Genomic DNA, 21,852 nt, shown 5'->3' with positions numbered 1-21,852 from the left:
CCCGCGGAGCGGGTACCCCAGCGCTGCGCGCTGGGAAGGGGAGGCGGTCGCTGCGCTCCCTTTGGCCCCCGCGTTGCGGGGGCTCCTCCCTTCGCTGCGCTTCGGGAGGAGGTGGGGCCGGCCGCTGCGCGCTCGGCTGGCCGTGCGGAGCACGGCCGGGGCTGATCGGGTGGATGGGTGCGGGCTAGTGGGGGCTGCGGTGCGGGAGTTGAGGGGAGCGTAGGGCGCCCCCGGCGGGGCGCTGCGCTTCCCCGCCTGACGGCCCTTCCGGCTGCGCCTCCAGAACCGTTGGGCCCCGCTGACGCGGGCCTCGGGCTGACTATGAGGGGTGGGGTCGCTCGTTCGTGTGGGTTTCAGTGTAGCGGGTACTCGAAGATGATGCAGCATGTAGTCTTGGTGGAAACACAGGACACCCCCCAACGAGGTGGGCGGGGCGCGAGAAGTGAGGATGATTTGAATCCATCGGGCTTCGAAAGGCGCTTTGAGGCGCGGAAGGAAATCCACCGTGAGGTTACCGGACTGACGGCGGAACAGATTCGCGAGCTCTGGGTGGCCGCTGGTGGCCTGGAGAGCCGGAAGGACCATCTGCGGCCCCTCAGCGCGGAGGATCGGCTGGCGGCGGTCCGGCGGAACGAGCTGAAGCGGATCTGGAACCTGATGAGCAACACGGGGTGGACCACCTACTCCCCCGAGGACGATCCGGACGTGGCCAGCTGGCATCGGGCGCACCAGGAGCGGCAGGAGCGCGAGAGCGGTGCGGCCGTGGAGCTGGATCGGGGGGAGATCCGCTACCGGATCGTGGCGCAGCGCGTGGATCCGGAGCACCGGGGTGCCTCCACGGTGACGAACTACGTCTGCGGGCGGTCGGTCGAGGAGGCGGTCTCCAGGGCCCGTGAGGCGCTGGAGAAGCCCGGCGGCCTGTACGGGGGCGGGGGCCTGTACCGGGTGGTGGAGGTGGTCGAGGAGAGCCCGTCCAGCGAGCAGCGGCAGCGGGAGGACGCGCGCCGGCGGTACCTGACCACGATCCTGGAGGCGGCCCGGACGAGCGTGGTGGGCCGTGAGCCGGAGAACCCGGAGGCGGACCTGCTGGGCCTCCTGGACGACTTCTTCACCCGCGCCGTCGTCTTCCCCGATCCGCACACCGGCCGCGTACGCCCTCAGCCCCATCAGGCCACGTTCGGCTGGACCAGCGAGCCGCCCGGGATCACGCACGCCAGCGACCCCGGCCGGGCCCTGGCCCTGTTCCTCCTGGCTTACCTGGACCACCACGGCCTGGCTGTCACGCGCCCGGGGAGCGAGCGGTGAACGGGTGCCAGGACGTCCCCGCGGTCGCCGGGAAGCTGAGCGAGGACCCCGTACGCCGGATGAACCAGTACCGGACGGCGGGCACCAACGCCCGGCTGCGGCTGTTCGCACTCCTGGAAGCACAGGGCGTGCCCGCTGCCGAGGCGGACGGCCTGGTGGCCGCGCTGGAGGCCGGGGCCGTCGCCGGGGCGCAGAGCGAGGTCGTCGAGCTCGACGGGATGGCGCCGGCCTCTCGGGGCGCGGTGTTCGCGGACGGCTGAGACGACGGCGTGACGGCCGCGAGCGAGGCCCTCGCGGGCATCGCGGACCGGGAGTGGGCGCAGCGCGGCGGCCGGTCGGCCGGGGCCGCTGAACTGGCCGTACATATCGCGTACGCGCGGCAGCGTGAACGGGCCGACCCGGAGCGGCTGGAGACGTACGTCCGGCAGACCGTGCTGCCCGGCACGCACCCGCACACCACGGCGCGGCGCCGGGTGCTGGAGGCGCTGGGCGAGACCAGCGGTCTGTGCACCGCGCGGACACGGAACGCGGACGGGGACGTCGTGGTCTGCACGCTCGATGCCGGTCACTACGACCCGGACAACGTGCCGCCCTTCAAGGACGGAAAGCCCGGCGGCTGGCACAAGGCCGGCGCGTCGATCTGGAACGACCTCGGTGCGGCCTGCATTCCGCACACTGCCACCTGAAAGACCACAGGAATTCAGGCTCAGGGGAGCAAAGGAAATGTCACTGATTCCGCTCAAGGAACACCAGATGGATCAGCGGTCCGCGTTTCGCAGATGGGTGGGATTCCCTGCAAGATCACCTGTGCCGCCGCAGGGTGCCCGGGGCACCATCGTGTCCGCGACCGGCTCCGGCAAGACGATCATGGCCGCCGCGTGCGCGCTGGAATCGTTCGCGGACGGCCGGATCCTCGTCACCGTGCCGACCCTGGACCTGCTCGCGCAGACGGCCCAGGCGTGGCACCTGGTCGGTCATCGGGCGCCGATGGTCGCGGTGTGCTCGCTGGAGAACGACTCGGTGCTGAACGAGTTGGGTGTGCGCACCACCACGAATCCGATCCAGCTCGCCCTGTGGGCGGGGTCCGGGCCGGTCGTCGTGTTCGCCACATACGCCTCCCTCGTGGACCGGGACGACCCGAACCAGCCGCCCCCGCCCGAGAGCGCCTGGGGCGGGTCTCGGCCCGAATCGAAAACCGAGCGCGAGCAGCGGCTGGCGGCTCTGACGCCCGAGGAGCGTGAGCGTCGTGAAAGGCCGAACCGGTGGCTGCCGGAAGGCGTGCGTATCGCGGACCTGGACCAGTCGGTTCCCGGGCGGAGGAAGGTTCGCGGGCCACTGGAAGCCGCTCTGGCGGGCGGGGACCGGCTCTACGGCCAGCGCATGGACGCCTTCGACCTCGCCATCGTGGACGAGGCCCACGGAACCGCCGGTGATCTCGGCCGTCCGTGGGCCGCGATCCACGACAACCAGCGGATCCCCGCCGACTTCCGGCTCTACCTCACCGCCACGCCGCGCATCCTCGCCGCAGCCCGCCCGCAGAAGGGCGCGGACGGCCAGGAGGCGGAGATCGCAACCATGGCCGACGACCCGGACGGAACGTACGGCGCGTGGCTCGCGGAGCTCGGACTGTCCGAGGCGATCGAGCGCGAGATCCTCGCCGGGTTCGAGATCGACGTCCTGGAGATCCGCGATCCCTCCCCCGTCATCGGCGAGACCGAAGAGGCGCGGCGCGGCCGGCGCCTGGCCCTGTTGCAGACCGCACTTCTGGAGCACGCCGCCGCCTGGAACCTGCGTACGGTCATGACGTTCCACCAGAGGGTGGAGGAAGCCGCCGCGTTCGCGGACAAGCTCCCGGAGACGGCAGCCGAGCTGTACGTCAACGACGCCTCCGATGAGGACCTGGCCGCCGCGGACAAGCTGCCGAAGTCCTCGATCGACGCGGAATTCTACGAGCTGGAAGCCGGCCGCCACGTCCCCCCGGACCGGGTGTGGTCGGCCTGGCTGTGCGGCGACCACACCGTCGCCGAGCGGCGCGAGAAGATCCGCCAGTTCGCAGGCGGCATCAACGCCGCCGGGCGCCGGGTGCACCGCGCCTTCCTCGCCTCGGTGCGCGTCCTCGGGGAAGGCGTCGACATCACCGGGGAGCGCGGCGTGGAGGCGGTCTGCTTCGCGGACACCCGCGGCTCGCAGGTGGAGATCGTACAGAACATCGGCCGGGCGCTCCGGCTCAACAAGGACGGCAGCACGAAGGTGGCCAGGATCATCGTGCCGGTCTTCCTGGAGCCGAACGAGGACCCCACCGACATGGTGGCCTCCGCGAGCTTCAAGCCTCTCGTAGCGGTCCTCCAGGGCCTGCGCAGCCACGATGAGCGCCTGGTCGAGCAGCTCGCCTCCCGCGCGCTCACGAGCGGCAAGCGCAAGGTCCACATCAAGCGTGACGAGGACGGGCGGATCGTCGGGACCGGCGGCGAGAGCGACGGCGAGGACCAGGAGCCGGGCGACGACACCGACGCCGCCGCCGAGTCCGCGCTGCTGCACTTCTCCAGCCCGCGCGACGTGGCGACCATCGCGGCGTTCCTGCGCACCCGGGTCTACCGGCCGGAGTCCCTGGTGTGGCTGGAGGGCTACCAGGCCCTGCTGCGCTGGCGCGCGGAGAACGAGATCACCGGCGTCCACGCCGTCCCGTACGACACCGAGGTCGAGGTCGGCGTCACGAAGGACTTCCCCCTCGGGCGGTGGGTGCACCAGCAGCGCAAGGCGCTGCGGGCCGGGGAGCTGGAGGACCGGCGCAAGACCCTGCTGGACGCGCCGGAGGCCGGGATGCTCTGGGAACCGGGCGAAGAGGCGTGGGAGGCGAAGCTGGCCGCCCTGCGGTCGTTCCGGCGGGCGACCGGGCACCTCGCGCCGCGCCAGGACGCGGTCTGGGGCGAGGGCGAGGCGATGGTGCCCATCGGACAGCACATGGCCAACCTCCGCAGGAAGGGCGGCCTCGGGAAGAACCCGGCGCGCGCGGCGGAGCGGGCGGAGCAGCTGGCGGCGCTCGACCCGGACTGGGACTGCCCGTGGCCGCTGAGCTGGCAGCGCCACTACCGGGTGCTCGCCGACCTCGTCGACGCCGACGGCCACCTCCCCCACATCCAGCCCGGCGTCACGTTCGACGGCGACGACATCGGCACGTGGAGGTGGCGGCAGCAAGAACCGGGCACGTGGGCGCAGCTCCTTCCCGAGCAGCGCGAGCGCCTGGAGGCGCTGGGCGTACACGGCCCCGACCTCCCCACGGCGGCCGTCGCCCCGGCGGAGCTCCGTCCGGCGCTGGCCGCCGCCCTCAAGGACCCGAAGAAGCCGGGAAGCAAGGCCGAGGCGGCGTTCCAGCGCGGCCTTGCCGCTTTGGCGGTGTGGGTGGAGAGGGAGGGGCAGCGGCCCGTCCCGCGCGGCACGGTCGTGGAGATCACGGTCGACGGCGAGGCGGAGCCGGTGCCCGTGAAGCTGGGGGTGTGGCTCTCGAACACCAAGAGCCGGCGGGACAAGCTCACCGCGGAGCAGCTCGCCGCCCTCGCCGCGCTGGGCATGGCGTGGGCGGCGTAGACCCCGGAACGCGGGCAGACGGCAACGGGATTCGAGTGGAGGAGAAAGTGGTGGAGAGCAGCCTGTGGCTTGAGGAGGGGGACACGGTCCGGGCGCGGCTCGGTGTGTGTCTGCGCGCCGAGGGGATGAGCGTGGCCGAGGTCGAGGCGACGCTCGCGGAGGCCGAGGGGTACGCGGCGGAGGCCGAGGCCGAAGTGCGGCGGCCGTCGCCGGGGCGGCCGTCGTTCCTGCCCGACCCGGAGGTCGACGCGGCCGACTGCGCGGCGAGGGTGAGCGAGTGGCGCCGTGTCCTCACCCTGATGCGAGCGGAAGGCTGGGAGACCTACCAGTCCGCGCGGGACGAGACGGGCAGCCGGCGTGCGGCCGCCTACGAGAACTGGCGGCAGGGCATCATCACCCGGGCCCAGGAGGACGAGCAGCGGCGGCGGGACGCCGTCCACGAACTCGACATCGACCTCCGGCTCGACGCCGCCACCGGCCGCCGCATCCGGGGCCTGTGCGCACGCTACGGCATCAGCCCTGAACGGCTCCTCGCACAGCTCGCCGAACGAGCCGCGGTCACCGACGACGGAACCGTGACGGTAGAGCCCTTCACACCGAGCTGAGAACCTCTGACCGCTCCCCCACCCCGCGAGACCCCGGTGCCGAAGGCCCGGGGTCTCGTACATCACCGCGCGGCATGGCGGCAGCAGGGCAGGCCGCTACCAGCGGCGGGGGACGGTGACCCGGACCTCAGCCAGGACGACACCGGTCACCGCGTCGTGGTGCACCGGGACATACAGGCCCGCAGTGTCGCCGACCGTGAACCAGCCGCCGAACCACGGAGCGTCGGTGGTCTCCAGCACCCGCCCGGCAAGCGGGCCGCCCACGAAACGAACGGTCACACCAGACCTCCATCCGGCGGGAGTCTCCCGCCTCACCCCCTGGTGGGACTCACCGCCAGGAGGACAGCACTGCAGTACCGGCGACTTTCGTCCCGGCCCGGCCTCCGGGCCGACGGCGGGTGCGGCGCGGCGGGTCCGGACGCCGCGCAACCGCCCGAGCGCCCAGATCCCCGGCCGTGGCCGAACGCCCATCCCGCTCCTCCCGCCCGTCCCGTGCTCCTTCACTCCAGACAGGGGACATGAGCAGAGCGGCCCAAGGGGTGTCTGCGCCCCGCCCCGGCGAAGCGGCCCGGCGCAGCTGGGAACGTGCCGCCCGGCACCAAAGGGACGGTCTCCCCCCTGCGAGTGCCACCAAGGCCGTCCGGTCGGCGCGGAGCGGCACCCGGCCGGGTGATTCTCCTTCGCGCAGGCGGGCGCAGTCCTGGCAGCGTGCATCCAAATTGCCCAATAGTAGGGAATATTGAGAGTTTTCATATGCTCTGTCCCGACTGTTCCAGGCGAACGAGCGAGAGGCGGTCTCATGCGACGGACCGAGTACGACGCAGGCCAGGCAGCCAAACGCCTGAAGGTGCCCGCGACAGCATTCCGGTGGGCCCTGCACACCGGCCTCGTCCCCGCCCCGGACGTCCCGCCGTCCCGGTGGTCCCGGGCCGTGGTGGAGGCGATGGACGCCGGCGCCATCCGGGCGGCAATGACCGCCCCGCCCATCAGCGCGAGCGCGGCGGCGGACCGGATCGCCGACGCGCTCGGCACCCCCAACGTCTCCGGCCTGCGTGCCTTCGTGACGGCGTTCGTCGTGCGGCGGTTCACCGACCGCGGCCTGCTCGCCGAACTGGCCGCGAACCCGGACGGCGGATCACTGCTCCACCCCGGCCAGGTCGCGGACGTCTGCCGCCGCGAGGACCTCGCGGACCTGGTCGCCGCCGACACCCCCCTCGGCCCCGAACAGGCCGCAGCCAGACTCCGCGTACGCCGCGTGGACTTTACCGACTGCTCAGTGAGTGATCTGTACGTCCATTCAGGTGGCTTTTGACGGCGATGCGTTCACATTTACCGAGTCTGGCAAGCCTCTTCGTCGTGTGATGGTCGTGGGGATGAGGGGGGCCGGTGCGAAGCGGGATGGTTCTGGGGGACCTCCGAGTACAGCCGATGAGGCGGGCCGGCGGAGGGTGGTCGTACACGATCGTCTGGCCGGACGGGTCGGTGGTTGAGGAGGCTGACAGCTTCCTTCGCGTGTACGACGGGCGGGGCACGCAGAAGACGTACGCGTACTTCCTGGTCGACCATCTGCGGTGGCGGGTGCGTGAATCGCTGGCGACCGAGGCAGTGTCGATCCGGGATCTGTTCCGCTACATGGGGGCGGTCGGGGCGCGGGTCGCGATGCCGTTCGGCGAGCCGTGGCGTACGCCGCCGAAGCGTCCCTACGGTGCGTCAGCTCTGCAGATCGCGGCATCGTGTCTGAAGGGCTTCTACCTGCACCAGTGCAGCCGCGGCGTGAACCCTGAGCTTCGAGTGTCCCTGGATGTGCGGGTGTTGCCCACTCAGGCGGACCGGGACCGGGCTCTCCTGGGGCATGTGATGACCTCGGTGCCGAAGAATCCGCTGGCTCCCCGACACCGCGTGCGTCGCAGGCATCCCAAGATGCTCCCCGACGGGGCACGGCCGGAGCTGCTGGAGGTCGTGAACACCGCCCGTGACACGATGGTGGTCACCTGGCTGTCCGACTCCAGTCTGCGCATCGGCGGTCTGACGGGCTTGCACCTGGTGGACCTGCATCTACGCGAGAACGCGGGGTGCGACGAGTGCACGAGCCCGCATGTGCACGTCTGCCACCGGTGGGGCAACGCGAATCGGGCAGCGGCGAAGATCAAGCCGGACTGGTGGCTGGTCGGCGGGGTGATCCGGGGCGGCGAGATCTACCGCGTCAGCCCGGCGATGATCAGCAGCTACTTCCAGTACATGACGACGGAGTACCGGCAGTACGCCACCGGCCACGGCATGCTCATGATCCAGCTCGCCGGACCGCGCCGGGGCGAGCCCTGGACCGCCGACGCCGCCCGCGGGATGCTCCGCCGGGCCGGCCGCCGGGCAGAGCTGCCGGGAAGGATCAAGCCGCATGCGTTCCGGCACCAGTTCACCAATGACGTCCTCGACGCTTCCGGCAACGACCCGTACGTCGCCAAGGAGGCGGGCAACTGGGCATCGGTGCAGACCGTCGACGAGGTCTATGGCCATCCCGACCAGCACTCGCCGGAGTTCGTCCATGCCCTGTGCACGGTCTGGGGTGAACAGGAATGACTACCCTCGCGCTGGCCGCGGTCAGCAGTCCTCACGCCACTCGCACGGTCACCGACCGGCTTGAGATGCTCCAGGCCCTGATCCACGCACCCGACTTCGATCCGCTGTTCCGGCCGGACATCATCAGCCTCCCGCACGACCACCCGGTCTACGGCTGGTCGTGCCGCGTCCCGGACTGCGGTCGGGCGAAGTCGTCAGGCAAAGCACGGTTCTGTTCCGTTCACGACGAGCAGTGGCAGTCCTGGCAGAAGGACGGCGGGCACATCGGTGACTTCCTGAGCACCGCCGAGCCCCTGACCTCAGTGAAGTTGCTGGCCCCGCCCCCGTGCCGGCTCTGCCCGGATCTGCCGGCCAAGGGCCAGGACAGCATGTGCTACCTGCACACGCAACGCTGGCTCGGCTACCGCAAACTCCGCCGCGGCCGGGGCAAAGAGGCCGACTTTCAGGTCTGGCTGGCCACTCAGAAGCCCTTCTCCGGCTTCGGGAAGTGCCAGGTGCTGGCTTGCCCCTTGACCGCGGATCACTCACTCGGCCTCTGCCGTCACCACCGCTACCGCTACGTGAAAGCGGGCAAGCCCGGCGGCGCCGAACTTCCGCCGGACTGGGCGCCCCGGCACCTGGAGCACGGGCAGCACCCCGTCATCACCTACGCCGACAAGGCTGCCTTCACGGCGTGGTGCACCCGCACGCGTCCGGTGACATGGATGAACGGGAAGCTGTCCCTACTGGGCCTGCGCCCGCTGGTGAAGACCGAGATCAAGTGGGCGATGTTCCGCTACACACAGCATCCGGACGAGAGCCGGGGCTGGCCTGTTGCCTGGATCCAGCACGTGGCCGACGAATGCCGCGAGCAGAACGTCGACTCGCTCGCCGACTTCGACTTCGCCCAGGGACGCGGGCACACCGGGCACATCGTCAAGGTCATGCTCGGCTACCTGCGGCACGTCTACTTCACGAGCGCGGACACCAAGGACGCCGGCTTCATCGACACCGAGCTCTACGGCGTCCGCATCCGCCACCGCGGTGCGGTCGTTGACCTGTCCGCCGTCACTCAGCGCTGGCTGCGTGATCTCCTCTGGGACTTCCTGGACGCCCGGCTGACCGCCAACCCGCCACGCGCCATCAGCACACTCACCATTCCGAGACGGGGATGCGTCGAGCTCAGCGCCTTCCTGGAGACACAGGCACCGGATGGAGGCCATACCCCCACCCTGCTGACCAAGGACCATGCCACCGCGTTCGTGGCCGACCAGCGGCACCGCGCCGCGCACAGGCTGCGGTCCCTGGGCCTGCATCTGAACGGCTCGCGGTTCGAGCAGACCCCGGTGACCAAGAGCACGGTGGCTGCGACTTTCTCGGGCGCCCGCCAGATCTTGCGGGCCGCGATGGAGTGCGGTGAATCCGAACGCCTCGGTCTTGCCCGAGAATTCCTCATCGCCATTCCGTACTCCACCGCGAAGTCGGGCCGCCGGCGCCCCTTCCCCGACAACGTCGCACGCGCCCTGGCCGCCGAGGACAACCTGCAGCTGCTGGAAGAGCATGACGTCGACGACCGCGGGCTCCGCGACATCTGGGAGGCGCTCGTCTTCACCGGCCGCCGCGGCAGCGAGGTCTCCAGCGTCCGTCTGGACTGCATCAGCCGCCTCAACAAGATCCCGCTCTTCTGGCATGACCAGACCAAGGTCGGCAACTACGACGAGGCCATCCGCATCCCCGAGCGGCTCTTCGAGAAGATCGAGCACCGGCAGGCCAAGACCATCACCCGCTTCGTCCAGCAGAACGGCCGCCAGCCCACCAGCCAGGAACGGCGCGAGCTCGCCTTGTTTCCCCGGCGCTCGGCCAACACCAGCGGGCGGAAAAGCGTGACGCATGCCTGGTTCGGCCGCTGTTTCCGCTCCTGGATGGACGGCCTCGACCTCGGCGCCTATGTCCCCCACCAGGCCCGCCACACTCTGGCCACCAACCTCCTGCGCAACGGCGCCAACCTCAGCCACATCAAGCGCTACCTCGGACAGGTCTCCGAGAAGATGGCCGAGCACTACACCCATATCGCCAACACCGACCCCCGCCTGACGGACGCACTCAACGCCGTCTGGGTCGCCGGACCCGGATCATCCCAGCCAGGTCTACTCCTGTCGGGCAGCGAGCCGATGACACGCGAGCAGGCCGAGGCCCTCGTCATCGATCTCACCCGCAGATCCACCCCAGCCGAAGGCGGCTTCTGCACCTTCCAGCCCGTCGTCGACGGCAACACCTGCCCCTGGAACATGGATTGCCACAACTGCGACAAGTTCGTCCTGTCCGGGGCCGACCTCGTCTACTGGCAGCGCAAGCGGGAACAGTGGCGCGCGCTCGCCGAACGCGCTCCCGACGAGGCAACCACCGAATACCTTCACCAGGTGTTCGAGCCCACGGCCCGCGCGATCGACGGACTGGAGAAGGCGCTGTCCGCAGTCGGCCTCCTCGAAGACGCCCTCGACCTCGACCTCCGTCGGCCGCAGGACTACTTCGGGAGGGTCTGGTCCACCGCCTTCCGGGCCAACGAGCTCGCTCGCCACGAGGGCGACCACGACTCCCACGAGGAAGCAGACGGCATGACGGCAGCATCATGACCTCGGCCGAGGGCCAGACCGCAGCCGCTACGGCCGCCCGCCGTCGCCAGACCCTCGACAAGCTCGACCGCGTCGGCAAGGCCATCGGCCAGCTCCGCCGCGAGCGCGGCCGGCTCACCGTCCGCTCCATCGCCCAGCGCGCCGGTGTCTCCACCACATTCCTCTACGAGAACACCGAGGCCCGCGCACTCGTCCACACCGCCGTTCACGACAGCAAGAGCCGTCATGACCGGGCCGTCCAGGACGAGCACGACCGCATTGAAGCGACGTGGCGAGAGCGGGCACTCAACGCCGAGGAAGAACTGACCCGCTGCCAGAACGAAATCCTCGCGCAGCGGCGCCGCATCGGAGAACTGCTGGGACACCTGCGGGACTTCGACCAGATGGTCCCCGGCGAGTCCGTCCAGCAGCTCGTCACGGAGAACACCACCCTCAAGCGCCAGGTCCATCAGGTGACCAAGGAACACCGGGCCCTCCAGGAACGCCTGGAAGGCGCCCGCTCCAACCTCCGCTTCGCCGACAAGCGCATCGCCGACCTCGAAGTCCAACTCCTCGAACAGGACCAGCCATGACGCTCCAACCCGCCCCGGGCCCCGTCGTTCTCGATGCTCAGCAGGCCCAGTCCCTGGTCACGCTGCTGCGCGAAGTCGAGCAGTTCCTCGACGAATGCGACGAGACCGTCGAGGAAGCCCTCGCCGCCCACTTCGGCCTCCACCCCGCCAGTGAAGCCTTCAGCGCAGCGCTGTGCTTTCACGCCGACACCCTCGAAGCAGCCCTCGCAGGCCAACCGACACGGGACACCCTCACGTCACGGACACCTACGCCACGCATCAGCCCAGGTCATCACCGTTCCGGACACTCCGAGACTCGGTAAAGTGGACTTCGCCCACATGGTCCGGCTCGGCTGGATCCGCTCCCCGCAGTCGGTCGAGGCCCGCTTCGGCACCAGCCGGGCCGGAGCCGTCGACATCCCCCTCTACACCACCGCCTCCGTCGACGCGATCGTCCCCGCCCACCCCGACATCGACTGGGACCAGCTCCGCACGGTGGAGAACGGCCGGCGCTCCCCGCTCGCGGCCCCGCCTCCGGCACCCGCACCCGCGCCCTCGCCCGCCTGAACCCGCGGGCACCGTACAAGCGACGCAGGTGCTCCCCCGCCGCCGTACGCGGCCCCCGGGCCCGTCGACAGGGCCCGGGGCCGCGTGCTGTCGGCAGGCCGGCTGTCCGGCCCCGGAATGTTCGCGAGACCCTGCAACGCCGGGTACAACGCGCGGACCGCCCCGGCTTGCTGCGGACATACCCGCAGGTCAGGCATGAAACGCCGGGCACGTTGCACTCATGTTGCACGGTGGCGTCGCACCTGCGTTGCAGGGCGGCCGAAGTGGCTGAAGCCCTGCCCAGCCCCGACCAGCCTCCCTCGCCCGGTTCCCGCTGGGGCAGTGGATCGCCGACAACCGGCACTTCTACGCCCGACGACAGCGGCGTGCCGAGGGCCTGCCCGTGGAGTCGGCGGCCGGGGCACTGTCGGATGCACGGCGGGAGCAGCTGAAGGACATCGACCCGTCCTGGTTGCCCGGCCTGGCCCGTGGAATAGCAGCACGCCTTCCACCTCGCCCGCCTCCACCGAGAGGCCGGCCGCCCGCTGCCAGCCGAACCCGGCGTCGTCCTGCACCAGGGCGAGGAACTCGGCCGGTGGGTCCGCTCCGTCCGGCCCGGGCCCTGCTGGGACAAGCTGACGGCGGTGCAGCAGTGGATGTGCGAACACGTCCTCGGCATCACCCCCGCGACCGAGGACGAGAAGCCCCCACCGCGCCGTACACACGCCGACAAATGGCCACTCAACCACCAGGCCGCCAAGCAGTACTACCAGCGCGAGGGCCACCTCCGCGTGCCGAGAAAGCACTCGAACAGATCACCGTCGGCGAAGACCAGGAGGAGCATGAGCTCCGACTCGGCGCGTGGGTCGGGAACCAGCGGCAGCCGGGCCGCGACGCTCACGCCAGAACGGGTGGAGCAGCTGTACAAGATCGGCATGCGATGGGCGTAGGCACAGCGGTCCCGGCCGCACGGATGCCGAGCACACCGGGGCGCCCGTACTCAGAAGGGCGGTTCGTCGCTATATGACTGTGGACTGCTGGTCTTCTTCTGTGGTGCTTGGGTGGCCCAGGGATCATCCAGGGGCTGCTGCGAAGCGTCCCACCCCCCTGAGGGTGCACCGCTCCCCCAGCTCCCTGCCGGGGCGGGCGGCGATGTCGGCTGGGGAACCGGCGCTGGCTGAGAGGAGCCGTGATCCATCTCAACGCCGTCAACAGCGTCATTCCACAGATCGCGGATGTACTCGCGAAGGGTGCGGGTGTCGTTGTCCTCGTCGTACTCGGAGGAGTCGGAGAATCTCCTCCATGTCGGGTCGTGGTCGGCCATCTGGCAGAGAACTTGGTGTACCGCTTTCACCTTGGGCCATGTGCTGGTGGCCTCGCCTTTGAGGAGCCTGCGGACCGTTTCACGGCTCACCGTTACGCGGGCGGGTTGAGGCAATTGAGAGGCGGCTGCCGCGATGCTGGCCGGTGAAGGGCGTCCTGCTGCGCGGAAGTAGGTGAACAGCTCGCTCACGAAGGCCCTCCTGGGTCCGCGCGGAAGATCATCCTCACTCGGCATTCGCAGAATCTGGGGCACACCTAACTCCCGCTCACTACAGCCAACTTGAACCTGCACAGCCTAGCTTGGGCGAAGCATGACACCCATCAACAGCAAGAAAAGACCACCATCAGCTGATGGGAGCTCATTAAGCCTTGGGAAGACACCACTTCTACATAATTCACCTTGCGAAGGCACAGAGGAACTTTCTTGAGCCAAACACTGTTTTCGCTGGTCAGAGCGCCATTCGGGATGGTTTCGTTGATGTCATCCGCACTACGGGACGCAGCACCGTCTCAATGGGTGGACAACGGCAGTGTCGTCACCGGAAACAGCGACGGCCCCCTGGTGGGCAGGGAGCCGTCTGCAGAAGACCAAGCATCCCCGACGAAGGAGAAGCGCAAGTCCATGACCGAGAGTACGGGTCCGACTCCAGCACCGAAACCCCCCAGCACCTCGCGGTGGGCGGCACGCGCGCGACGCATGCGCAACGAGGCTGGCCTCTACCTGCTCCGCGGCGCAGCAACTGCCGTCGGAGGAGCCCTAGTCACGTACGGCGGCATCTGGCTCCACACCCGCTGACGCCTATCCAGACCACCAGCAGCCGGAAACGATTGCACCCTTGTTCGGGGCCCTACATCCGCTCCAGCAGGTGAACAGCGGGGCCGGACAGGACAATCTGTTCCGGCCCCGCTGCCATCAGGTCAGCGAGGCAGCTCGGTGTCGAAGAGCTTGATCACCGAGGTGACGAGCATCAGGACGTAGATGGCGTTGAGAGGATCCCCCGGCGTCGCGGACGAGGAGGGTGAGCATCCGGACGAGTTGCTGCTCAGGAGCGGTGAGGTCGTGGTGGGGCAGATCTGCCAGGAGTTCCTGGGGAGGGCGCTGTGTCCCGGTGAGGACGGTGCTGAGCGGCAGGTCCCCGGGTGAGCGGATTCCCGGAGGCACCGCCTGGCAGGCATCCTGAATCGACATGCTCGATCGCGTCTGGCCGGGATCGGACCAGATCCACGGTGCGCTTGTCCGCGTCCTTCGGCAGCAGCCGGCCCCACTCCCAGTACCAGTACAGTTTGACGACCAGGTCCTGCGCGTCCTCGCTGCGGCGGTCGATCTCCAGCAGGATGACCGGCACCCCGGCGTCCGGCGCCCGCACCACCAGGTCCGCCCGCTGCACGTAGCCGTCCGCGAGCCGGTGGCCGATCTCGGTCTGGGAGGCGAAGCTGCGGACCACCAGGACCGGGATGCCGTACTCGGCGAGCCAGGTGGTGAACATCTGCCAGAGCGTGTCCTTCTCCGCGGCGACGTAGAGCGCCTGCGACTGGCCGCTCGTGAGGTCGAGGCCGAACCAGTCGGGGCTCTCGCGCAGGAACCCGCCCGCGTCCGGCCAGGGCCGGGGGGGCGCGGACTTCGCGCAGGGTGTCGATCAGGTTAGGGAAGCGGCCCTCGCGGCGGGCCCGGGCGAGGTGGGAGGACAGGTGCCGGTACATCGACGGCGTGTGCGGCAGCACGCCCACGGCGTTCACGGTGCCTGGCCGCCAAGGAGCGAATCACGCGGGTGTAGAGGTGTGTCCTGCCGCCCGGGCGGGCCCTTGTGCGGCAGGGCAGACGGGCCTTGAGGCGGGGGCAGGCGTCACCGTGCGGGCTACCAGCGGCGTAGGTCCTTGGTGAGTTCGCGGTGCCACTCGGTGCGGCGCGGCACGTACGTGTCGGGCGCAGGTCCGAGCGCGACGGCCTGGTCGGTGATCTCGTAGGTGACCCGGTAGGCCAGGACCTGGGTGGCGAGGTCCATCCACTCCTGGGTCTTGTGCGCCGGCGGTACGGGACCGAGCACGGTCACGAACCACATGGGCAGCAGGGCGCGGTCGCGGACCGCGTCGGCCAGGCGGCCACGCAGCAGCCGGTTCAGCTCCCGCTCCGCCTTGTCGCCCTGCTCGATCAGCGACGCCTTCGCCTGCAGCAGAAAGTCGTCCTGGGCCAGTGCCGCCTGCGCGGTCTGGGCGGGGCCGGCCAGCTTCTTGGCCCGCTGATCGTGGATCTCGGCAAGGGGACGGGACCTGCCAAAGTCCATGGCGGCCTGTTTGAATTCGCGGGACGTACGCGGCTGGCTGGCCAGGACGCCCGAGGCCTCCACCACCTTGTCGCGGTGCTCGTCGCGCTCTTCGACCGCTGCTTCGTACTCTCGGATCTTGAGGCGGTGGGCCTCGCGCTGGTGTCCGGGAAGCAGGCCGGAGCGTACGTTCCAGCCGTGGCCGGCGGCCCTGGCCAGCTTCTTCCACTCCGGGTCGATGGTGTCGAGGTCGGCGAGCGGAGTGCCGCCCGCGGCGAGCAGGTGCGCTTCGAGGGCCTGGACCCGGCCGGTCAGCCGTTTGAGGGCCCGCTCGGTGCCCCGGATGTCGCCGCGTACGTCCTCGTCCAGTTCGGTGAGGTCGTTGCGGACGGTGCCGAGGTCGTCCTCGACGCTGCGGATGTCGCCGCGGATGTTGCGCAGCTCGTAGTCGAGGTCTTCGACCTCCCCCAGCTTCGAGCGCAGCGAGTACAGCTCGTGTTCCATCCCGCCGGTCCGGCTCTCCAGACGGCGGACCTGGTGACCGTAGTCGTCGCTCACCGTCGCGCCTCCTTCGGGTCGGCGTCCGTGCTGTCCACCGTGGCCCCGGCGACAAGCATCCAGCCCAAGACCGCGGCGATGATGAACCACCGGCTGATCACGCTCAGGCTGATGAGGGCCATCAGAAGCGCGACCACGTGCAGTGCGACGGCTCCGAAGCGGCGGTCACTGTGCTGTTCGACGCCGACCTTCTGGAAGCAGCCGGCCACCGTGCCCGCGAAGTGCGGGACCAGCAGGACCAGCCACCAGGCCGAGCGGTCGAGGACGAAGACGAGCGCGATCAGCACGGCGCCGATGGCCGCCTGGCCGCGCCAGGACCACATCACGATGCGCTCACTGCGTCTGCGCTCGGGTTCGGCCAGACGCTCCGGAATCGTCTTCTCGAACTCCACCAGCTTGCTGATGGAGTTCACGAGCCGGGCGTACTCCACCGCGAACCGGTCGTCGTCGACGTCGTGCTTCAGGACCTCGGCACGGCAAGCGCCGACCTTCTGCTGCAGCTGCGCCAGCTGCTCCTCGATCTGCTGTTCGGTGCTGCCCACCGAACCACCCCCACCCGCGATGCGACGACATGCCGACCGGATACTTCCCCGCCGGCGGAAATCTCCAGCCGGAAAATCGATCGACCGTATCCGCAGCGGTCCGGCACTCGCCAGGTAATCGCCTACGGTGGCCGAAACCTTGCCGATCACGTCCGTGTACCGATGCCTGGCCAGGGGCTTTACGGCGAGGGCGGAGTGGGGGTCAGCCAACGGTCGGTGCCTCCCGCTCAGGAGCGAGCGCGGCCACCAGGCGGTCCAGCCGTTCATAGAGGGATCGGACCAGGCGGGCGCGGTTCTGGACACAGCGCACCGTGCCTTCCACCGTCACGGACAACCGGCCTTCTGCCTCGCGCAGGACGACGTCGGCGAGCGCCCGGGGCCCGCTGCTCTTGGGCAGTTGGTCGGCGCGGCGCCGTACATCGGAGGCGACGGCGCGGGCGTGGCCGGTGAGCTGGAGGCCGATTTGCTCGTAGTCGCGTACGGCGAGCGTGTCCTCGCCGGTCCAGGCGAGGACGGCCTTGACGAGGCACTCGTACGGTTCGCGGTCGAGCGGGAGTTCTGCCTCGATCAGTCCGTCGGGGTCGTGCAGGACGGTGTGAGTGCTGGTGTGCATGGCGGGCCTCACTGCCGGGAGCGTCTCGTGCGGGTGACCGGCGGTCACCGCTGGGGCGCACGCCCGGCCGGGACGTCCGGCCGCGCGGGCACCACCTCAGCACGCGGGGGCGGGCCGGGCAAGCCCACCGTTCGAGGACGGCTTGTCCAGGGCCTCCGGTCAGGCGTGCCCGGCCGCCGGTTCCCACAGCGGGCGGGCCCGTCCGGTCCCGTCGCAGTGGAAGCACCGGCCGCCCCCCGGTGTGGTGCGGGCCCTGATGGTGCCGGCGGCGTGTCGGAAGAGCCGGGTGAGGCCGGCGGTGTGCGCCGCGTGGACCGGGAGCTCCTGCCGTCTGCCAAGCGTGAGCTCCAGGGCGACGCCGGGGCCGGTGAAGTGGGCGTGGGGAAGATGGCCGGTCATCGCGCGGAGCGTCTCGTTCACTTCGTGCATCGTCTCCGCGCCGGTCAGCTGCACCCGGGCCGCGAGGATGGTGTCGGCGGCCGTGGTGAAGGACAGCAGCCCGGCGGGGCGGGCGAGCGGCCCGACACGGCCCACCGGGTCGGGATGGGTGTGCTGAAGCTGGACCAGCGCGTGCCACAGGTCGCCCGCCAGATCCTGGGGCGCGGTCTCTTCTCTGCTGCGTCTCATGAGCCCTGTCTAGGGCCTGGGACCGGCGTACGGCCGAGCCCGGCTGCATCTCTCCCGTACGGCGGTGCCCCGACTTCACGAGCCGTCCCGCCGGGCGGGCGGTCGCGCCCGGCCCGGCGGGCGGCGTGGCTTGTTCAGGCTCCCTTCGGGCTTGCCCGGGTCAGGTCCGCCGGCGGAACCAGCCGCGGCCCCGGTCCGGCTCGGGGCCGTCCTCCGGCTCCGGCGGCGTGGCGGCCTGGAGGCGGGCGGCTTCGGCAGCAGTCTCCTGGCGGGCGATGTCGTCGGTGTGGCAGGTGCCGCACACGGTCAGGTCCCCGGCCGTCCAGGCTCCGCCGCGCGCGGTGGTGGCCTCCCAGCGCTCGTCGGTGAACTTGTGCCCGCACCGCGTACAGACCGGGCGCTGCGCCTCCCGCCGTGCGGCGCGGTGCTCCTGGTCCTGCGCGTGGGCGCGGGCCTCCTGGGCGCGGTAGAGAGCGTGGCCATCGGGGTTGGTGAGCGCCTCCGTCAGCGTCTGCTGACCGGTCCGCCCGAGGCGTCGCCACACCGCCGCGTCCGCGCCGTGCTCCTGGAGCTGCTCCAGGGTGGTGACGACGACGGGCACCGCCTGGCTGTAGTCCCGCGCGGTGACCGCGTTCTCGTAGAGGGAGTCGTACCGGCGCGGCGCCCAGTAGCGGCGGCCGTACTCCTCCAGCACCGCGATGGTGTTGTCGACCTTCGCGGTGGTGGTGTCCGCGAACACGAACCCGAGCGGCACCAGGCCCTCCCGGCCGGTCGGCGGATAGACCCGGCGCCACAGCCGCTCCTCGTGGCCGACGACCTCCTCGATCGCGTCCGGCCGCGAGCGGACCAGGTCGACGGTGCGCTTGTCCGCGTCCTTCGGGAGCAGCCAGCCCCACTCCCAGTACCGGCGCAGCTTGGCCACCAGTTCGTGGGCGTCCTCGGTGCGGCGGTCGATCTCCAGCAGCAGCACCGGCACCCCGGCCTCCGGTGCCCGCACCACCAGGTCCGCCCGTTGCACGTAGCCGTCTGGGAGCCGGTGTCCGATCTCCGTCTGGAAGCCGAGCCGGTGGCCGACCCCGGCTTGGTGGAGTTCGGCGGCGGTCGAGGTGACCGCGGCGGCGTGGTCGTCGTAGGCGGCACCGAGCAGCTTCCCCGTGTCCGGGTTGTACTCCTGCTTGCGCAGTGCGGAGACCCGTATGCCCTTCGGTTCCAGCAGCCGCTTCGCCTCGACGTGGCCGCGCTTGGTCAGCACCCACACCTGCCGCTGGTCCTCCCGCACCGACTCGATCCGCACCAGCTGGTGGTCCTCCAGATCCAGGAGGTTGTCCCGTACGAGCTTGTCGTGCCGGTTGCCGGGGCGGGTCAGCTTCCAGAGCTGGTCGGGCGTGGCCCGCTGGAAGATCCCGAGTGCTTGCAGGATCTCCTGGCGTCGGGGCTCGGTAGAAGTCCTCCGGTGCTCAGGACGCCTCGCTACATCTACATGAGGGATGTCGACGCTGCGACGCCCCCCTGTCCGCCGGGTCTGACCTGAGGAAACACCCGGCCGCTGAGCGCGCGGCGCGGAGGGAACGACGGAGGGGCTCGTGGAGGGGGCCTCCCCGGTGCGGTCAAGGGGATACTCGGGGCCATCTGTAGTGCCCACAGGCGCTCCTGAAGAGTGGGGCGGGCCCATCCCGCCATTCACCTCCTACAGGTGCGAAAGTCGGGCTCCGTGTGACACCGGCCCCGGGAAACCCTTCCACCGTCACCGCATCGTGACCAACCGATGTGGCACTGATTCGTAGGTGACCAACGCTGGCTCGAAGCCAGTTGGCCCGAAGCTGTGTTGATTCTTGGCTGGCCAGCGCGGGCGGGCAGTTTTATCCGTGTGGTCACGGGAGGCGGAAACCGGCTGCGCAGTGGACGGCGGGTGGTACAGGGTCGAGTTGTGACGGGACTCGGAGGGCGCCGCCAGGGGCGTGTGTGGCTGCTGATGTGTGTGGTGTGTGTGCTGGTGGCGTTGGCGTGTGCCGGGTATGTGGGGCGGCAGCTGAGTCATGGCGGGTTGAAGGCTTCCGATACGGCGGGGCTGGCTGCGGTCGGTTTGGCGGTGGTGGCGGGGTTGGTGGCGGTGGTGGCGTTGCGGAAGCAGTCGCAGGCCAATACCGCCGCGTTCGCGGACGTCGCGCTCGCCCGGGGCTGGGCCGGCACGCTGGCGAAGCAGGTGGAGACCGGGGAGGGCGCGGTGCGGCGGCAGTTGCTGGGGGATGACACCCGGCGCATCAACCTCGTCTACCGTCTCCACCCCGCCGGGGCGCGCCCGGCTGTGGCGCCGGGCGCGGGGCGGTTGTTCGTGGACGGCCCCGGAGGGCCGGCGCTGCCGGAGATCGCCGCCTACTACCGGCAGACCCGGCCGGACCGTCTGGTGATCACCGGCGCCGGAGGGGCCGGGAAGACGGTGTTGGCGCTGGAACTCCTGCTGGCGTTGGTCGAGGGGCGTGGGGAGGCGGATCCGGTGCCGGTGCGGGTTCCGCTGTCGCGGTGGGACACCGAACGGCATGCCTTGCCCGAACTGCTGGTGGAGCGGCTGGTGGAGGCGTACGACTGGCCGCGGGGCATGGCGGAGGGGCTGGTCCGGCACGGCTTGGTGCTGCCGGTCCTGGACGGCCTCGACGAGATGGACGCGCCGGGCCCCGGCGGGATACCGGACCCGGCGGCGCCGCGGGCCACTGCGGTGGTGGAGGCGCTGAACGCGTACCACCGGGGGCGGGAGGCCGGGCCGCTGATCCTGACCTGCCGCACCGCACACTACGACGTGCTTCATCCGCAGGCGGCAGTGGTGGACGCGGCCCGGATCGAAGTCGCGCCTGTCGGTGTCACCGACGCCGGGGAGTACCTGGCCGGCCGTGCGCTCGACGAACTCCGGTGGCAGCCGTTGACCGACCATCTTGCTGCCGAACCCACCGGGGTGCTGGCCGGAGTGCTGTCGACGCCGTGGAGGCTCGGCCTCACCGCGACCGTCTACCACCGCGAAGGCGACCCGGGCGACCTCCTCGCGCTGCCCGACACCAGGGCGGTCGACGAACATCTCCTCGCCCGCTACATCCCCGCCGCCGTCCGCACCGCACCCAACCCGAACCGGTACACGGCCGAACAGATCCACCGGTGGTTGCACCGTCTGGCCGTCCATCTCGACCCGGTCGGCACGGCAGGCGGTCCACCCGGAGCGGTCCCGGGGGGACACGGACCGGAAGGAACCGACCTGCTCCTGCACGAACTGTGGCTCCTCGCCGGACGCGTGCGTGTGAAAGCGACCGACGCCCTTCTCACCGGCTTCGCGGTGCTCAGCGGCCTGCTGTCCCTCGCTCCGCCCCCTCAGGAGGCGACTGCCCCCATTGTGGGCATGGCCGTGGCGGCGGGGGCGTTTGTCCTCAGGGAGCCCGGGGCGCCCAAGCACTGGACCAACCCGTTCCGGCAGGCTGGGGCCAAGCGCCGGATCGTGTCCGGGCTCGCAGCCGGGACCATCATCGGCACCACAACCGGCACACCGGCCGGGATCATGGCCGGGATCGTGGCCGGGCTCACCATCGGGATTTCGTCCGTGACAGTGGGTGAGCCGGGCGCGAACCGGGGAGCGCGGGCGGCCATGAGAAGCGACGCCCTCCTGGGAATCACAACCGGGATCGTGGCTGGGCTCATCATCGGGCTCATCATCGGGATCCTGGCCGGGAGCGCAGCCGGGCTCACGTTCGGGCTGACGGCCGGGCTCATCATCGGGCTCACGGTGGTGATAACGGCCAGCACGGCTTCACGCAGATATCTGTTGTTTCTGGTGTGCTCGCTGGGGCGCCTGCCCTTCCGGCTGGCACGCTTCCTGGACTGGGCAGTAGGCGCTGGGCTGCTGCGGTACAGCGGGGCGGGGTACCAGTACCGCCACCGGGAACTCCAGCACTGGCTCCGCCGCAACCCAGTTCCGCCGCCCCGCCTGCCCTGACACAGCCCTTGGCTCACCACGCGATGCCCGCCTTCCGGATCATGCGCACCGACTGACGATCTCCGGCACTCTCGTGCACGCCACGATGTCGAGCGTCCGATGTTCCGCACCGCACGCGATGCCCGCTGCTCGGATCGCGCGCACCGGCGGCCTGCCCCCTTGTCCGGCTCCGGC

21 protein-coding genes are annotated in these 21,852 nt (G+C 70.3%); 13 read left to right on the top strand and 8 right to left on the bottom strand.

Going from position 1 to position 21,852, the window contains the following annotated elements; all coding sequences use genetic code 11:
• The first annotated feature begins 549 nt into the window (after positions 1-549).
• From ABD371_RS33210 to ABD371_RS33190, 5 genes are read left to right on the top strand one after another with little or no spacing between them, the layout of a single operon-like run.
• Positions 550-1,305 (top strand): hypothetical protein, encoded by a 756-nt coding sequence (locus ABD371_RS33210; RefSeq protein WP_344485550.1) that lies wholly within the window; start codon positions 550-552, stop codon positions 1,303-1,305.
• Complete coding sequence (locus ABD371_RS33205; RefSeq protein WP_344485547.1) at positions 1,302-1,565, top strand: hypothetical protein; 264 nt, start codon at positions 1,302-1,304, stop codon at positions 1,563-1,565. The genes ABD371_RS33210 and ABD371_RS33205 overlap by 4 nt, the downstream gene beginning before the upstream one ends.
• Before the next feature lie 9 nt (positions 1,566-1,574).
• Positions 1,575-1,991 (top strand): hypothetical protein, encoded by a 417-nt coding sequence (locus ABD371_RS33200; RefSeq protein ID WP_344485544.1) that lies wholly within the window; start codon positions 1,575-1,577, stop codon positions 1,989-1,991.
• Positions 1,992-2,028: 37 nt separating this feature from the next.
• Positions 2,029-4,890, top strand: a complete 2,862-nt coding sequence (locus tag ABD371_RS33195; protein ID WP_344485541.1) for a DEAD/DEAH box helicase — start codon at positions 2,029-2,031, stop codon at positions 4,888-4,890.
• A gap of 50 nt (positions 4,891-4,940) precedes the next feature.
• A complete protein-coding gene (locus tag ABD371_RS33190; RefSeq protein ID WP_344485538.1) occupies positions 4,941-5,495 on the top strand; it encodes a hypothetical protein in 555 nt (184 codons plus the stop codon).
• 96 nt (positions 5,496-5,591) lie between these two features.
• On the opposite strand, the gene ABD371_RS33185 is transcribed toward ABD371_RS33190, so the two are convergent.
• Positions 5,592-5,774 (bottom strand): hypothetical protein, encoded by a 183-nt coding sequence (locus ABD371_RS33185; RefSeq protein WP_344485535.1) that lies wholly within the window; start codon positions 5,772-5,774, stop codon positions 5,592-5,594.
• Positions 5,775-6,294: 520 nt separating this feature from the next.
• Here ABD371_RS33185 and ABD371_RS33180 point away from each other — a divergent pair.
• From ABD371_RS33180 to ABD371_RS33150, 7 genes are all read left to right on the top strand, one after another.
• Positions 6,295-6,807: a hypothetical protein gene (locus ABD371_RS33180; protein ID WP_344485532.1), complete on the top strand. Its 513-nt coding sequence runs from the start codon at positions 6,295-6,297 to the stop codon at positions 6,805-6,807.
• Between the two features lie 200 nt (positions 6,808-7,007).
• Positions 7,008-8,072: a tyrosine-type recombinase/integrase gene (locus ABD371_RS33175; protein ID WP_344485529.1), complete on the top strand. Its 1,065-nt coding sequence runs from the start codon at positions 7,008-7,010 to the stop codon at positions 8,070-8,072.
• Complete coding sequence (locus ABD371_RS33170; RefSeq protein ID WP_344485526.1) at positions 8,069-10,684, top strand: tyrosine-type recombinase/integrase; 2,616 nt, start codon at positions 8,069-8,071, stop codon at positions 10,682-10,684. The genes ABD371_RS33175 and ABD371_RS33170 overlap by 4 nt, the downstream gene beginning before the upstream one ends.
• Positions 10,681-11,256 (top strand): DUF6262 family protein, encoded by a 576-nt coding sequence (locus ABD371_RS33165; RefSeq protein WP_344485523.1) that lies wholly within the window; start codon positions 10,681-10,683, stop codon positions 11,254-11,256. The genes ABD371_RS33170 and ABD371_RS33165 overlap by 4 nt, the downstream gene beginning before the upstream one ends.
• Positions 11,253-11,558 carry a hypothetical protein gene (locus ABD371_RS33160; RefSeq protein WP_344485520.1) on the top strand — a complete coding sequence of 102 codons (306 nt, stop codon included), beginning with the start codon at positions 11,253-11,255 and terminating at the stop codon, positions 11,556-11,558. Before ABD371_RS33165 ends, ABD371_RS33160 begins: the two co-directional genes overlap by 4 nt.
• Before the next feature lies 1 nt (position 11,559).
• Positions 11,560-11,802 carry a hypothetical protein gene (locus ABD371_RS33155; protein WP_344485517.1) on the top strand — a complete coding sequence of 81 codons (243 nt, stop codon included), beginning with the start codon at positions 11,560-11,562 and terminating at the stop codon, positions 11,800-11,802.
• Between the two features lie 623 nt (positions 11,803-12,425).
• Entirely contained in the window at positions 12,426-12,731 is a 306-nt protein-coding gene (locus tag ABD371_RS33150) for a helicase associated domain-containing protein (RefSeq protein ID WP_344485514.1), read from the top strand.
• A gap of 50 nt (positions 12,732-12,781) precedes the next feature.
• Here ABD371_RS33150 and ABD371_RS33145 read toward each other — a convergent pair whose 3' ends face one another.
• The 7 genes from ABD371_RS33145 to ABD371_RS33115 form a co-directional block, all read right to left on the bottom strand.
• Complete coding sequence (locus ABD371_RS33145) at positions 12,782-13,294, bottom strand: single stranded DNA-binding domain-containing protein (protein WP_344485511.1); 513 nt, start codon at positions 13,292-13,294, stop codon at positions 12,782-12,784.
• An 853-nt stretch (positions 13,295-14,147) separates the two neighbouring features.
• Positions 14,148-14,591, bottom strand: a complete 444-nt coding sequence (locus ABD371_RS33140) for a hypothetical protein (RefSeq protein WP_344485508.1) — start codon at positions 14,589-14,591, stop codon at positions 14,148-14,150.
• 369 nt (positions 14,592-14,960) lie between these two features.
• Positions 14,961-15,923 carry a hypothetical protein gene (locus ABD371_RS33135; protein WP_344485505.1) on the bottom strand — a complete coding sequence of 321 codons (963 nt, stop codon included), beginning with the start codon at positions 15,921-15,923 and terminating at the stop codon, positions 14,961-14,963.
• Positions 15,920-16,465 carry a hypothetical protein gene (locus tag ABD371_RS33130; protein ID WP_344485502.1) on the bottom strand — a complete coding sequence of 182 codons (546 nt, stop codon included), beginning with the start codon at positions 16,463-16,465 and terminating at the stop codon, positions 15,920-15,922. Before ABD371_RS33130 ends, ABD371_RS33135 begins: the two co-directional genes overlap by 4 nt.
• A 202-nt stretch (positions 16,466-16,667) precedes the next feature.
• Complete coding sequence (locus tag ABD371_RS33125) at positions 16,668-17,078, bottom strand: DUF6415 family natural product biosynthesis protein (protein ID WP_344485499.1); 411 nt, start codon at positions 17,076-17,078, stop codon at positions 16,668-16,670.
• Between the two features lie 159 nt (positions 17,079-17,237).
• Positions 17,238-17,705, bottom strand: coding sequence for a hypothetical protein (locus ABD371_RS33120; RefSeq protein ID WP_344485497.1), 468 nt, complete (start codon positions 17,703-17,705; stop codon positions 17,238-17,240).
• 160 nt (positions 17,706-17,865) lie between these two features.
• The gene (locus tag ABD371_RS33115) at positions 17,866-19,347 is read right to left on the bottom strand and encodes a replication-relaxation family protein (protein WP_344485494.1); all 1,482 of its coding nucleotides are present in this window, start codon (positions 19,345-19,347) and stop codon (positions 17,866-17,868) included.
• A 402-nt stretch (positions 19,348-19,749) separates the two neighbouring features.
• Between ABD371_RS33115 and ABD371_RS33110 the strand changes: the two genes are divergently transcribed.
• A complete protein-coding gene (locus ABD371_RS33110; RefSeq protein WP_344485491.1) occupies positions 19,750-21,678 on the top strand; it encodes an NACHT domain-containing protein in 1,929 nt (642 codons plus the stop codon).
• The last annotated feature ends 174 nt before the right edge of the window (positions 21,679-21,852 follow it).

Origin of the sequence: Streptomyces amakusaensis (genome assembly GCF_039532665.1) — a bacterium.
In the GTDB taxonomy this organism is placed as follows: Bacteria; Actinomycetota; Actinomycetes; order Streptomycetales; family Streptomycetaceae; genus Streptomyces; species Streptomyces amakusaensis.
The sequence above is the reverse complement of the archived record's forward strand: the minus strand, read 5'-3'. Positions and strand labels throughout refer to the sequence as shown.